Annotated in this window: 11 protein-coding genes; 4 read left to right on the forward strand and 7 right to left on the reverse strand. The window is 61.5% G+C overall.

The window, feature by feature from the left end; translation table 11 throughout:
* Window positions 1-32 precede the first annotated feature (32 nt).
* From MHM88_RS05430 to MHM88_RS05455, 6 genes are all read right to left on the reverse strand, one after another.
* A complete protein-coding gene (locus MHM88_RS05430) occupies window positions 33-488 on the reverse strand; it encodes a GNAT family N-acetyltransferase (protein WP_239360960.1) in 456 nt (151 codons plus the stop codon).
* Window positions 481-1,410 (reverse strand): ATP-binding cassette domain-containing protein, encoded by a 930-nt coding sequence (locus tag MHM88_RS05435; protein ID WP_239360970.1) that lies wholly within the window; start codon window positions 1,408-1,410, stop codon window positions 481-483. Before MHM88_RS05435 ends, MHM88_RS05430 begins: the two co-directional genes overlap by 8 nt.
* Complete coding sequence (locus tag MHM88_RS05440) at window positions 1,400-2,212, reverse strand: ABC transporter ATP-binding protein (RefSeq protein WP_239360980.1); 813 nt, start codon at window positions 2,210-2,212, stop codon at window positions 1,400-1,402. Before MHM88_RS05440 ends, MHM88_RS05435 begins: the two co-directional genes overlap by 11 nt.
* Window positions 2,209-3,117 (reverse strand): ABC transporter permease, encoded by a 909-nt coding sequence (locus MHM88_RS05445; protein ID WP_005623685.1) that lies wholly within the window; start codon window positions 3,115-3,117, stop codon window positions 2,209-2,211. The genes MHM88_RS05440 and MHM88_RS05445 overlap by 4 nt, the downstream gene beginning before the upstream one ends.
* The gene (locus MHM88_RS05450) at window positions 3,117-4,094 is read right to left on the reverse strand and encodes an ABC transporter permease (protein ID WP_239360984.1); all 978 of its coding nucleotides are present in this window, start codon (window positions 4,092-4,094) and stop codon (window positions 3,117-3,119) included. Before MHM88_RS05450 ends, MHM88_RS05445 begins: the two co-directional genes overlap by 1 nt.
* Window positions 4,095-4,181: 87 nt before the next feature.
* On the reverse strand, window positions 4,182-5,837 hold the full coding sequence (locus MHM88_RS05455) for an ABC transporter substrate-binding protein (protein WP_239360987.1): 1,656 nt from the start codon (window positions 5,835-5,837) through the stop codon (window positions 4,182-4,184).
* Window positions 5,838-6,191: 354 nt separating this feature from the next.
* On the opposite strand from MHM88_RS05455, the gene MHM88_RS05460 reads away from it, so the two are divergent.
* The gene (locus MHM88_RS05460; protein ID WP_239360990.1) at window positions 6,192-9,473 is read left to right on the forward strand and encodes a hybrid sensor histidine kinase/response regulator; all 3,282 of its coding nucleotides are present in this window, start codon (window positions 6,192-6,194) and stop codon (window positions 9,471-9,473) included.
* A gap of 3 nt (window positions 9,474-9,476) precedes the next feature.
* Here the strand turns inward: MHM88_RS05460 and MHM88_RS05465 are convergent, their stop codons facing one another.
* Window positions 9,477-10,382 (reverse strand): MurR/RpiR family transcriptional regulator, encoded by a 906-nt coding sequence (locus MHM88_RS05465; RefSeq protein WP_239360993.1) that lies wholly within the window; start codon window positions 10,380-10,382, stop codon window positions 9,477-9,479.
* 175 nt (window positions 10,383-10,557) lie between these two features.
* Between MHM88_RS05465 and MHM88_RS05470 the strand changes: the two genes are divergently transcribed.
* From MHM88_RS05470 to MHM88_RS05480, 3 genes are read left to right on the forward strand one after another with little or no spacing between them, the layout of a single operon-like run.
* Window positions 10,558-11,079: a TRAP transporter small permease gene (locus MHM88_RS05470; protein WP_065325328.1), complete on the forward strand. Its 522-nt coding sequence runs from the start codon at window positions 10,558-10,560 to the stop codon at window positions 11,077-11,079.
* Window positions 11,076-12,362 carry a TRAP transporter large permease gene (locus tag MHM88_RS05475; RefSeq protein ID WP_239360995.1) on the forward strand — a complete coding sequence of 429 codons (1,287 nt, stop codon included), beginning with the start codon at window positions 11,076-11,078 and terminating at the stop codon, window positions 12,360-12,362. Before MHM88_RS05470 ends, MHM88_RS05475 begins: the two co-directional genes overlap by 4 nt.
* A gap of 49 nt (window positions 12,363-12,411) precedes the next feature.
* Entirely contained in the window at window positions 12,412-13,455 is a 1,044-nt protein-coding gene (locus MHM88_RS05480) for a DctP family TRAP transporter solute-binding subunit (RefSeq protein WP_239360997.1), read from the forward strand.
* Window positions 13,456-13,485: the final 30 nt, after the last annotated feature.

A 13,485-nucleotide genomic window follows, 5' to 3' on the forward strand; every position in this document is an offset into this window, starting at 1 on the left:
ATGATCCTGTTGGTTGTATGTGTCAGAGGATGTCAGACAAGGGCGCGCGCAAAGACGCCCTCATCAGAGTCCGGGATCGCCACCGCGCCGCAGACCTGCTGATAAAATTCCACCGGCCCGGCCTGACCGATGATGCCATAGGCAAATCCTTCGTCATGGAGGCGATGCAGTGCAGCGAGCAGAAGCGCCTTGCCAAGCCCCTTGCCGCGGGCCTGCGGGTCGACGCCGGTGGGACCAAAAAAGCCGCGACAGGTGACGTCATAACAAGCAAACCCCAAGAGGCGCTTGCCTTCGGTCGCGATCAGAACCCGCGCCGGGCGCGCCGCCAATGCCACCGTGCACTCATCCACCCATTTGGGACTGAAATGCCGACCCACGAATTCCAGCAGGACATGCGATTCAAACGGCAGTGCAGGACGGATCGTGAGACCGTCCACCAGATTGGGCACCGGCGGCAGACGATAGAGCGGCACCAACATATCAGGCATGGGCGGCCTCCGCGTGTTCGGCGATGAGGTGGCCGGGGCCCACCTCCTGCAAGGCACGGACGGGATGCGCGCTGAGGTCCCGCACCCGGCGTGCCTCGGCGGCAAAGCCCGCATCGCTGCCGGTGAGGCGTAGCTCTGGGTCGGGAACCGCCGCGCGCAGCAGTTTCGTATACCCATGTTGCGGCGCGCCCACGACCTCTGCGGTGGGGCCTTTCTCGACCACCTGACCGCGAAACATCACCGCCGTGTCTTCGGCGAGATACTCGGCGGTGGCGATATCGTGGGTGATGTACAGGAGCGACAGCCCGTGTTCGTCCTTCAGGCGCTGCATCAGCCCGAGGATGGACTTGCGGATCGACACATCGAGCATCGAGGTCGGCTCATCCGCCACGATCAGACGCGCCTTGACCGCCAATGCGCGGGCGAAATTCACCCGCTGGCGCTGCCCGCCCGACAGTTCGTGCGGGAACTTTGCGGGTGTCGAGATCGGGTCCAACTCGACATCCTCAAGGATCATGCGCAGGGCGGTTTCGGGATCGGCCTCTGGCTGGTGCAGCGACAGGGCGCGCAGCAGGTGGTGGCGGATCGTATGCGCGGGGTTGAGCGCCGAAAACGGATCCTGAAACACCATCTGCACTGCTTGCCGGTAGCGCATCTGATCGGCGCGTGTGGTCAGCTCTGCGATGTCCTGGCCCTCAAACAGGATGCGGCCCGAGGTCGGCGTATGGTGGCCAACAATCATCCGGCCCACGGTGCTTTTGCCAGAGCCGCTCTCGCCCACCAGTGCCAGCGCACGGCCCGGCATCAGATCGAGCGAGACATTGCGCAGCGCATGCACCTTGGTTGCGCGGCCGAAGGCAGGGCGTAAGGTGAAGGTCTTGCTGAGGTTATCAAGGCTGAGGATCGGGGTTTCAGACAGCATGACGCGCTCCTTCCGGGCGTTTGGCAAGGATCGGCATCGCCTCCCACAGGCTGCGGGTGTAGTCGTGGCTCGGGTTGGTCACGATCTGCGCGGCCGTGCCGATCTCGACAATCTCGCCCGCGCGCATGATGCCGATGCGGTCCGAGATCTGCGCCATCAGGGCAATGTCGTGAGTGATGAACAGAACCGAAAACCCCAGTTCATCCTTCAGCCGCAGCACCTCTTGCAGGATCTCGCGCTGCACCACCACATCGAGCGCCGTCGTTGGCTCATCCATGATGATGAGTTTGGGGTGCAAGGTGAGCGCAAGGGCAAGCGCCACCCGCTGCCGCATCCCCCCCGACAGCTGATGCGGATGTGAATGCATGCGATCCGCCGGGATGCCGACCATCTCCAGCATATGGGCGGTGCGATCCTGTGCGTCCGCCTTGGTGATCGGACCGTGCGCGCGCAGCATGTCGTAGAACTGGCGAAAGATCGTCATCACCGGGCTGAGCGAGTTCATCGCACTTTGAAACACCATGGAGACTTCGGACCAGCGCCACGCGCGCAAATCCTTGTCGGAGAACGACAAAACATCGCGCCCCTCAAACAGGATGCGTCCGCGGCGCACCAATGCCGGAGGTTTGTGCAGGCGCATCAGGGCATAGGCCACCGTGCTCTTGCCACAGCCGGACTCGCCCGCCAGACCGAGGATCTCATTGGGCTGGATCTCAAACGAAATGTCCCGAACAGCGGTGAAGGGTTCGCCTGCGGTCAGGTAGTCGACCCGCAAGCCGTCGACAGAGAGAAGCGCGCTCATTGGCTGGCCTCCTGCATCCGTTGGCGCAACAGGCGCTTTTCGATCCGGAGCGCCTTGGCGACATTGCCAAGGGTGCGCATGCGCGGGTTTGCGATCTCGTCCACGCCGAAGTTCATCAGCGACAGGCCCACGCCGATCAGGACGATGGCGGCACAAGGGGCCAGAACCTCCCACCAGGCGCCAACCATGATCGCCGATGCGGTCTGCGCATTGTAAAGCATGGTGCCCCAAGACAGGGCCAAGGGGCTGCCAAGGCCGAGGAATTCCAGCGTCGCCTCGGTGATGATGGTGAAGATGACAGAGCCGATGAAGTTGAAACCGATGATCGACAGAAGGTTTGGCAGCATCTCCACAAGGATCATCCGCCATGTGGGCTCGCCAATCATCGCGGAGGCCTGAATGAAGTCGCGGGTTTTCAGCGACATCGCCTGCGCACGGGTGACGCGCGCACCCCACGCCCAAGAGGTCAGGCCAATAATCAGCGCAATCGCCCAAGGCCCGACCTGACCGAGGAACGCAGCCAGAACCAGCAAAAGCGGCAATTGCGGCAGCACCAGCACCACATTGGTGAGAAAGTTCAGCACATCATCCACAAGACCGCCGAAATATGCGGCGGTGATGCCGATGAAGGTGCCGATGGCGGTCACGATCAGCCCGGCAACAATCCCCACCATCAAGGAGGTGCGGGTGCCCCAGATCAACTGGCTGAACACATCGCGCCCCATGCGGGTGGTGCCCAGCCAATGCTCGGCCGAGGGGGCCTGATGCGGACGCCCTACGCGGGCGATGGGATCAAAAGGGGCAAGCAAAGGCGCGGCCAAAGCAATCGCCACATAGGCCAGCACGATAGCAAGCCCGATAGCGGCCTTGCGGTTGCGCAGGAAGGTACGGAGGAGATCTGACATCAGGCCCTCTTCAGTCTGGGGTCAAGGAAGACATAGGCCAGATCCACCGCGAGGTTCGCGAGCAGCATGGCGAGTGTCATGATGAGGAGCTGGCCCTGGATCAGCGGGAAGTCCCGCCCGACGATGCCAAGGTACAAAAGGTTGCCCACACCGGGGTAGTTGAACACCACCTCGGTGATCAGCGAGCCACCAAACAGCGCCCCGAAACTGAGCGCCAGCGCAGTGACCGAGGGCAGCAGCGCGTTGCGGGCGGCATAGGCATAGCGCACGCGGGCATCGCTCAGCCCCTTGGCTTCGGCCATGGCGAGGTAGTCCTCCCCCAGCTGCCCGATCATGTTGTTGCGCATGGTAATGAGGTAGCCGCCGATCAGCACCACGCTCAGCGTCACCACCGGCAAAAATCCGTGATAGGCCACGGAAGAGAGGAACTCCCAGCTCCACGCCGGGTCGAGCTTGGGATCAAAGGCATAGGAAGTCGGAAAGAAACGGTTGCGCACCGCAAGGAAATAAAGCCCACAAAGTGCGACCACGACAGCGGGCACCGATTGCAGCGCCAACGCGGTGGGCGAGGCGATCACATCCGTAAGCTGCCCGCGCCGCCATGCCGCAAGCACACCAAGAAGCGTGCCGATGGAAAAGGAAATCAACAGGGCCGAGCCGGTCAGGAACAAGGTCCACGGCAACGCCTGTGTCAGCACATCGGCAACCGGCATCGGGTAGAACTTGATCGACAGCCCAAAGTCCCAGGTAAAAATCGAGCCGAGATAGGCGAAATACTGTTCATGCAGCGGCGCGTCGATGAACCCAAAGGTGGCCATCAGCGCCTCGCGCGCTTCGGGTGCGATCATGCCACCGGAGTTCGCCAGCATGATATCCGCCGGGTTGCCGGGCAACAGGCGCGGGATCATGAAGTTGAAGGTCGCGGCCACCAAAAAGGCAACGGCATAAAAGCCGAGCCGCTTCAAAAGAAAACGCATCAGGTCAAACCATCTGTCGGGAGGGGGAGTGTGGCGCCAAAAGCGGGACCGCCCCTCAGATGAGCGGTCCCGAAGGTCGGGGAGGAATTATTCGACCGGGCGCAGGTTCAGGAGGTGGATCAGACGGGCCGGATTGGTCTTGTGAACCACCGGGTTGGCCACCGGGTTGTCGGCATTAAAGAAGCCTTCAAAACGCTTGGTGTTGTACTGATACCAACGCGGATTGTTGAACACATAGGCCAGCGGCATGTCTTCACCGACGATTTTTTGCACATCGGCGATGATCGCCATCTGCTTGTCGGTATCGCTGGTCTGTGTGAAGGCATCCAGCAGGCCGCTCAGCTCTTTATTGTAGTAGCGCGACGCGGCAAAGCGCGATTTGGCTTGATTGATCTCATGCAGCGAGTCCAGATACTGGTTGAAGGGGGTCGCACCGACACGAACAGAATTGATCGCCATGTCGTAGTCGCCCTTGATCAGCTTTTCGGTCCAGATCGCGGACTCGGGGGTTGAGACATTGGCCTTGATGCCAGCTGCATTCAGGCCCTCGACCGCAATCTGGCTGCTGTTGACCCAGTCAGTCCAGCCATTGGGCACGATAACTTCGATGTCGATCTGCTCACCGCTTGGGGTCTCGACAAAGCCGTCACCATCGACATCCTTGAACCCGGCCTCGGCCAGCTGCGCCTTTGCCCCCTCGATATCGTACCGTGTGAAGGCGCCGAACTTGTCTTCCACCTCGGGGTTGTTCCACGCGTGGTAGGCGCGGCCCAGTCCGGACGGATACTGGTTGATGGTTGGATAGCCGTAGCCTGCGATTTCAACCATCGCCTCGCGGTCAAACGCCATCGACACCGCACGGCGGAAGGCAACATCGTTGATCGCTTCTTTGTCGCCGGCTTCTTTGGCCTCAAAGTTCATGTAGAACGCAACAAGGGAGCCTGCGGGCAGCCAGTAGCTGTGATGCTCCGGGTCCTTGGCAACATAGGTGTTCTCGATATCGGGCAGGAAAGACCCCATCCAGTCCAGCTCGCCATTGGCTGCGGCTGCCAGCGCCTGATCGTTGTTGGCGATCTGCGGGAAACGCATGCAGTCGACCTTGAGGCTCTCGGCGTCCCAATAATTGTCATTGCGGCACTGGATGTATTCTTGCGGCGTGAAGCGGCGGATTTCCGTCAGCGGACCAGAGCCAACCGGATCAGGGTTGGTAAAGGTGACGGGGTCTGCAACTCCGCTCCAGATGTGTTCCGGCACGATCGGCACGCGCACGATCTGATACATTGCCTGACTGGAAGGGGTGGAGAGGTTGAACTTCACCGTCATCTCGTCGATTTTTTCGACGCCAGAGAGCATCTGCGCCATGCCCACGCTATCGAGCGCCGGATCGCTCAGCGCCAGATCGAAGGATTTGACCACGTCATCGGCGGTGAACGCCTCGCCATCGGACCACTGGACGCCCTCACGCAGGGTCACGGTGATGGTGCTGAGATCCTCGGAATATTCAAATGCGGTCGCCAGACGGTAAATCGGTTTGCCGCCATCCAGCGCGTTAAAAATAATCAGCGGCTCGTACATGAAGTGCATGACCGAGGGCGCGGCAGTGGTCTGGTTGAACGGGTTGAAGTTCTCCACCCATGCGGTGACCTGTTCCGGCAGCGCACTCAGCACGGTTTCCTCTGCCTGAGCAGCGGTGGTCCAGAGCGCAACCGAGGCCAGCAGCCCGGCGGTAGCAGTGAATTTCATTTTCTATCTCCCTGTGATGACGGGTTTGCCCCGCCTCGTGTTCATCCGCCTGATGCCGCCTTGCGACAGGTGGCCCATGATAGAATTCATGGCGGCATTTGGTCTCCTCACCAAACGCCGGGGATGTCCCACAATGAAGTCCGCGCTGCGCCTCCAATGGTACCCGAAAAATCGGAAATTTCGTCAAAACGCCGCGCGCGCCGTTTTCACGTATCGCAATTATACAGCCAGACCAATCTGTTAGAGAGTTCGCTTGCCGATACACAGGCATCGCGTTTTCGGCCGGTGCTCTTGCTTCGGCGGGCCGCAAACCGCAGGATCACGCGCAACAAAACCAGAAAAACCGGAGCCACCGTGCCGCTACAGGGAATTCGTGCGCGCCTGCTGTTTACCTTTCTTCTTGCGTCGGTTCTGCCGCTGACGCTGGGCGGCATGGTGTTCTATCGGCTGGTCAATCAGACCATCGCCACCGAGACCTTTCAGAAGGTGGCCTTTGTGCGTGATGCCAAGGCCAGCGAAATCACGCAGTATATGACCTATGCCCGCAGGCAGGCCGAAAACCTCGCCCAGTCTGCCAATGTGCGCTACTCCGTGGGTGAGTTTTATGGCTTTAGCCATGCGCTGCGGCAGATGGACGGCACCCCCGAGGAAGCTGGCGCCAAGCTGCGCAATATTTTCGATATTGATGGCCCGGCGGCGCCCCCGTCCGGTATCGGCAGCGAGGATCGGCTGCTGCGCGAGGCGCTGGAGTATTCCAATACCCATCGCCGCTTTCACGCGGGGTTTCTCGACTTTTTGAACGAGGCCGAATTCGACAATCTCTATCTCGCGGATCGTCACGGTCAGGTGGTCTATTCGGTGCACAAGGACCGCTATCTTGGGCGCATGCTGGACCCGGGCACTGTTGGTTTGGGGCAAGCCTATAGTCGCGCGGTGAGCCAGCCGGGGTATGATCCGGTGTTTCAGGACTACGCATTGGATGCGGTCACCGGGGATCTCGTGGCCTATCTGGCGGTGCCGGTGCGCCTGCATGGCAGCAACAAGGGCGCGATGATCCTGCGCATGCCGCCCAACAGCCTGCAACGGCTGATGATCGAGAGCGAAACCGCCCTGACGGTGTTGTCGTCGCAAGGGACGGTCATTGCCTCCAGTGGCGGGCCCACGCCCGGAGATATGCCAGATGCGATGACCGGGGCGGATGGGGTCGCCCTGCTGGAGGCAGGTCTCTCGGGGGACCCGTCCCTGTCGGCCTGGCGGGTGCTGGACCCGCCGTTTCCCGAATGGACGGTCGTCGCCGAGGCCGACCGGGACACGGCCTTTGCCACCAGCCGCCAGTTGCGCAACGCGCTGTTCCTGATCGGGGCGGTGGCTGTTGCGGGGCTTGGGGTATTGTCCTTTCTGTTTTCCAACGCACTGACCCGCCCGGTGCGGCGCCTTTCAGAGGCCGCCAGCGCGGTCGCCACCGGCAGCCTGAACGAAGCGCTACCGGAATACGACCACCCGGTGGAATATGCCCGCCTTTCGCGCGCCGTGAACCAGATGCGGCGCGCCTTGCGCGATCAGCTCGACATGATCCGCGACAAGAACGCCGAGCTTCAGGAAAACCTGCGCCAGATCGGCGAAAAGAACGCCAAACTCGAAGAAGCGGACCGGATGAAGGACCGCTTCCTTGCCAATACCTCGCACGAATTACGTACGCCGCTAAACGGGATCATCGGCATTCTGGAAACGCTGGAAGGCGGCGCCATGGGCGACATGCTGCCCGCACAGGCGAGCCAGCTGCGTCTGATTACCTTCAGCGCGCGGCGCCTGTCGCGTCTGGTGGATGATCTTCTGGACATTTACCGCATTCGTGAGGGCCGCATGCGGCTGGATTTACAGCCCGTGGATGTCGCCCATGCGCTGCGCAACGTGCTGCAATTGTTGCAGCCGACGTTTCAGGTGGATCCGGCCAAATTCCACCTCGACCTGCCCGAGGATCTGCCCGCCGTCACTGCGGACCCGGTGCGGTTTGAGCAGATCCTGTTCAACCTGCTGTCAAATGCGGTGAAATATGGCGGCGGCAGCGAGGTGCATATCACCGCAGAGCAGCGTGCCTCGGGGCAGATGGCACTTGCGATCCGCGATCATGGCCCCGGAATTGCTGCCGATAGCATGGAGCGGATCTTTCACCCGCTGGAACAGCTGATGCCCGAAGGGTCAGGTCAGACCACGGGCACCGGTCTGGGGCTTACCATTGCGCGCCATCTGGCGGATCTGATGTCGGGCAGCATCGAGGTCTCAAGCACCCCCGGCGAAGGATCGGAATTCCGGGTGCTCTTACCGCAATCCGACCTGCCGGCGATCGCGCCGCCTGAGGACGGGCTGCCGACGCAACTTGCCCCGGCCCCGATGATGCAGTCCGAGACAGGCAACACCAGCCCGGCCGCACCGGATGGGTCGCCGATGATCCTTGCCGTGGATGATGAGCCGATCAACCTGCAAGTGCTGCAAAACGTGCTGCAACCGCAAGGTTACCGTGTCACCACCGCGCGCAACGGGACAGAAGCGCTGCGCAATGTTGCGCAGGACCCGCCTGATCTGATCGTGCTGGATGTGATGATGGCGGGTCTCAGCGGGCTTGATGTGGCGCGGGATCTGCGCCGCCGCCACGGGTTGCATGAACTGCCGATCATTCTGCTCACCGCGCGCGGGCGCACCAGCGATATGCTTGCGGGATTTGAGGCAGGCGCCAATGATTATGTGGTGAAACCCTTTGTCAAAGACGAGCTGTTGAGCCGCATTCGCACCCTTCTTGAGGCCAGCCGCGCCCGCAGCCGGGCCGAGGAAAACCGCGAGCTGAAAGAGGAAATCGAGCGTCGTATCCAGATCGAGGACGCCCTGCGCCTGTCGCAGCGCCGGATGACACAATTGCTCGACACGCTGGAGGACGGGCTGATCTGCATCAATGCCCGTGGTGTGGTCACCTACGTCAATGACGCCGCGCAACAGGTTCTCGACCAGCGCGTGACGGTGAACCGCAGTCGCCTGAAGGAGGTTCTGCCGCCGGAGGTTCTGGCCCCGCTCGAACAAACAGAAGTGGAGGACGAGCCGATCCACATGGAGATCACCCTGCGTGGGACCTCGCATCAGGTCAGCCTGTTTGCCATGCTCCCCGAAGCGGGCGGCGGGCGTGCAGTGCTGTTTACACAGGCGCAGACCCCGCGCGCGCAATTCGTGCACTCTCTGCGTGACGTGGTCGACACCTCGCTGCCTTCCTTGATTACAGAAGATACCACCGAAGACGCCAGCGCCGCGCCCGGTGACAGCTACCGCGAAACCATCGTGGCGCTGATGTCGGACTCGCTGGAGATCTGGAGCGCCGCGACCGGCAAGGGCAAGATCGACTTTGCCGAGACCAGTGGCATCTGGCGCGTGAACCTCGACAAGACATCCCTGCAGACCCGCACGCTCGACAAATACCTGCTGATCGAGACCCTGCCCGACAACCCGCGCTGGCGCGACGTGCTGAAAACCGTGAGCTTTGTGCTCTCGCTCAAGGAACGCGATACCGTGGACGAGGCCCTCGCCCAGCGCTTTGATGCGATGGAAACCCGGCTGGAGGAGTTCCGCGCCTTGATCGCCCAGCGCGGCTGAGGCTCAGTCGCCCAGGGGCTGCGGCCCGGTGCGACCGTGATAGGCGGTGAGAGAGGCCCGGATGCGGCGCAAGTTTTCGGTTGTGGCCTCGCTGCGCGCCTGCGCCACGGACATTGCCAGCGCATCCACGATCACCAGATGGGCATAGCGCGATGCGGTGGGTTTCAGGATGTCCGGATCTTCGGGCAGATCGGCCTCGATTGCGATGGTCGCTTCCTGCGCCAACCGGCTGCCGGGGCGCGTGATGGCCACGACCGTTGCGCCGTAGCCCCCGGCGATCCCCGCCGCACTGACGATTTCATCCGCCGCGCCACTGGTGGAAACCAACAGCAGGACATCATTCGCCCCCAAGGTCGCCGCGCGCATCTGCAACAGATAGCTGTCGGACACCGCAACTGCCGGAATTCCAAGCCGGAACATCCGGTTGGCCGCCTCCTGCGCCACCATGGTTGATCCGCCGCCGACCCCGGCGACCACGATCTGCCCGGCCTCCGTCAACGCCTGCACCGCCGCATCAAGCCGTTCGGGCACGATCTGCTGACGCATCACATTCACGGTCGCATAGAGCGCGCCCAACACCTGATCGACCGCGCCCGCGCCCCCCTCGGACACGTCCCGCTGACTGGGCGAGAGGTATTGCAGGCTGACCGCGAGGTTCTGTGCCAGGCGTAATTTGAACTCTCGAAACCCGTCACAGCCCATGCTCCGGCAAAAGCGCACAACCGTGGGCGTGCTGACCCCAACCGCCCCCGCAAGTTCGGCGATGGTCATGCCGGAAATCTCCTCGAGATGTGCCGACACGAAGTCTGCCACCTTCTGCTCACGCGCGGCAAAGGTGCCGTTCAACTGGCGGAGATTGGAGATCAGATCCACTGCGCCCTGTGCGGGGCCGTTGTCAGGTGTCGGCATCTGTCTCTCCGGTCATTTGATCAAGCGATTCTGTACCTAAGATACATTTTTAGGTCAAATCGCCATCGAATTCTTCCTTTACACACCTGCATTTGTAGCTAAGTAACAAAAATGACTTGACGGAACCCACAATTCCTCCTGAATATGTACCTTAATTACAAAACGGGGAGTCGTCATGATCGGGGATTTTGCAGGTCGGCTGAGCCACCAGATCAATCGCGGGACCGAGGTCATCCTTGCCGCGCTGATGGTGGCTCTGGTGCTCGACGTCTGGATCGGCGTTGTGGATCGCTACTTCTTTCACTGGCAATTGCCATGGCCCGAAGTGCTGGCGCGCTACCTGATGATCTGGGCTGCGATGCTGGCGGTCTCTTCGGGGATTGCGCGGCGCGAACATATCGGGCTGACGGCGGTCTTGCTCAACCTGCCCGCTCCGCTGCGCCGCGCGATGCTGATCGCCATCGACCTGATGACATTCGCCCTGTTTTTCTACGTGCTGTGGTTCGGCATCGGTTTTGCCGAAAGCGGCGCCAAGCGGCAAGCGATGATCCTTGGCGCAACGTTGCAGCCCTTCTACGCCGCGATCCCCGCCGCCGCCGCGCTGGCCTGCGTGCAAGTGGTTCTGGTGATGGTCCGCGATGCCGGACGACAGCTTGATCTGCCCGAAACCGATAGCGAAGAAGGAGCAGGCGCATGATCGTCGGCATCTGTTTTGTCGTCCTGCTTGCCGTCGGCATGCCTATCGGCTTTGCCATCGGGCTTGCGGGTGTCATCGGTATCTTCAGCATGGGCGGCGGCACCACGTTCCTCGCCATCGGACCGAGCAAGATCTTCAACGGGCTCAATATCTTTCCGTTTCTTGCGATGCCTTTCTTCATTCTCGCAGGCGAGATCATGAACAGCACCGGCATCACCGGGCGGCTGGTGAAACTGGCGGAGGTGCTGGTGGGGCGTTTTCGCGGTGGCCTCGCCCATACCAATATGCTGGCCTCGGTGTTCTTTGCCGGGCTCACCGGGTCTGCCACCGCCGACGCCGCAGCCTTTGGCCGGACGTTGGTGCCCGCCATGGTGAAACAGGGGTACAAACGCGATTACGCCTGCGCGGTCACGGCTGCGGGGTCAATCATCGGACCGACCATTCCGCCATCGGGGCTGATGGTGGTCTATGGCTCCTTGATGGGGGTCTCCATCGGTGGGCTGTTTGCAGCAGGGCTGCTGCCGGGGTTGGTGATCTGTGCGGTCTGCATGGGCGTGATCGCCATTGGCGGCAAACGTGAGAACCTGCCCAAGGCCGAGCGCGGTGCCACATTGGGCGAAATCTGGCAGACATTTCTGTCTTCGATCACTGCGCTCTTGATGCCGATCATCATCCTTGGTGGCATCCTTGGCGGGATCGTCACACCGACCGAGGCGGCCTCTATCGCTGTGGCCTATGCGCTGTTCATCGGCTTCTTCGTCTACCGCACACTGACCTTTCCCGACCTCTACGCCATGTTGGTGCGCACCGCGCGCATCACCGGTGTGATCTTTGTCATCATCGCCTTTGCCGGAATCCTGGGCTGGTGGATGAGCTTCGAGCGCATCCCGCAGGCCATCGCGGGCAGTGTGCTGGGCCTGTCGGAAAACCCATATGCGGTGATCGCCATCATCATCTGCATTCTGCTCGTGGTCGGAATGGTGATGGATATCACTGCGATCCTGATCATCCTCGGCCCGGTGCTTGTGCCGCTCACCGAACAGATCGGGCTGGAGCCGATCCATGCAGGCATCATCTTTGTGCTGGCGCTCAATATCTCTTTGATGACGCCACCGGTGGGGGCCTGCCTCTTTGTGCTGTCCTCGGTCACGGGCGAGAAGCTGGAGCGGATCTCGGTCAAGCTCGCCCCCTTCCTGATCGCCGAAGTGATCATCCTCTTCCTATTCGCATTCTGGGAGGACGCGGCCCTGATGCTGCCGCGTGCGCTCGGATTTGCCCCCTGATCGGGGCCATCAAACCAACCATCAAAAAACCAACAGTGAGGAAATCAAAATGAAAACAGTCCTGAAAACTGCTGTCGTTGGCGCGATTGCCGCCCTGGCCGCCAGCTCCGCCATGGCCGGTGGCACCATCCGCTTTGGCCACGACAACAAGACAGACCCGTTTGAAAACCCGGCGCACGCCTGCACGGCTGTGTTTCAGAATATCGTCACCGCCGACACCAACGGCAGCGTCACGGTTGAGGTCTTTGGATCCAACCAGCTTGGCACCGCTGCCGAACATGTCCAGCAGGTGCGTGACGGCGTCATTCAGGCGACACTCACCTCCACCGGCGCACTGGCGAGCTATTACCCGCGTATCGACGTGCTGAACCTGCCGTTTGCATTCGCCAACAACGCATCGACCTACTCGGTCTTTGACGGTGAATTTGGCGAGGCACTGGCGGCAGATATCGAGGCGGAACTGGGTGACGTCGTGGTGCTGGGCTTCCCGGATACGGGCGGGTTCTTTGCCGTCACCAACTCTCAGCGCCAGATCGCCAACCTTGAGGATTTTGACGGCATCCGCATCCGCACCATGACCCTGCCGAGCCACCAGAAGATCGTGCAGGCGCTGGGGGCGGAGGCCTATCCGCTCAGCTGGGGTGAGGTCTATTCCGGCCTGCAAACCGGCGTGATCGACGGTCAGATGAACCCGGTGCCGATCATCTCTTTTGCGAATTTCGCAGAGGTGCAAAAGCACATGACGCTGACCAATCACCTGTTCTCGCCCTACACCTTCATGGTCAACAAGGCGTTTTACGATGGTCTGACCGAAGCGGAGCAGAACACCCTGCACACCGCCGCCGAAAGCTGCGTCACCGCCAGCCGGGGTCTGTCGCGCATCATTGAGGCCTCGGATCGTGGTCTGGCGGGTCTGATGGACAAGATCGAAGTGACCGCCCTCTCCGCCGAGCAGCGCGCCGCGATGGCCGGTGCCACCCAGCCCGCGTTTGAGGCCCATGTGGCCGAGAACCTCGACGCCAAGGCGGGCGAGTTGCTGACGCTCTTCAAATCCGAAGTCGGGAAGGCCAACGACGCCTCTTACCTCGACTAACGGTCCCCGTCCGGGGCGTGGGTGCGCTCT

The sequence above is a fragment of the Epibacterium sp. MM17-32 genome (assembly GCF_022348205.1).
Taxonomy (GTDB): Bacteria; Pseudomonadota; Alphaproteobacteria; order Rhodobacterales; family Rhodobacteraceae; genus Epibacterium.

Bases quoted from the DNA above. Each gene is read 5' to 3' on its own strand.
- MHM88_RS05430 (WP_239360960.1), bottom strand. From the start codon at position 488: ATGCCTGATATGTTGGTGCCGCTCTATCGTCTGCCGCCGGTGCCCAAT.
- MHM88_RS05435 (WP_239360970.1), bottom strand. From the start codon at position 1,410: ATGCTGTCTGAAACCCCGATCCTCAGCCTTGATAACCTCAGCAAGACC.
- MHM88_RS05440 (WP_239360980.1), bottom strand. From the start codon at position 2,212: ATGAGCGCGCTTCTCTCTGTCGACGGCTTGCGGGTCGACTACCTGACC.
- MHM88_RS05445 (WP_005623685.1), bottom strand. From the start codon at position 3,117: ATGTCAGATCTCCTCCGTACCTTCCTGCGCAACCGCAAGGCCGCTATC.
- MHM88_RS05450 (WP_239360984.1), bottom strand. From the start codon at position 4,094: ATGCGTTTTCTTTTGAAGCGGCTCGGCTTTTATGCCGTTGCCTTTTTG.
- MHM88_RS05455 (WP_239360987.1), bottom strand. From the start codon at position 5,837: ATGAAATTCACTGCTACCGCCGGGCTGCTGGCCTCGGTTGCGCTCTGG.
- MHM88_RS05465 (WP_239360993.1), bottom strand. From the start codon at position 10,382: ATGCCGACACCTGACAACGGCCCCGCACAGGGCGCAGTGGATCTGATC.
- MHM88_RS05470 (WP_065325328.1), top strand. From the start codon at position 10,558: ATGATCGGGGATTTTGCAGGTCGGCTGAGCCACCAGATCAATCGCGGG.
- MHM88_RS05475 (WP_239360995.1), top strand. From the start codon at position 11,076: ATGATCGTCGGCATCTGTTTTGTCGTCCTGCTTGCCGTCGGCATGCCT.
- MHM88_RS05480 (WP_239360997.1), top strand. From the start codon at position 12,412: ATGAAAACAGTCCTGAAAACTGCTGTCGTTGGCGCGATTGCCGCCCTG.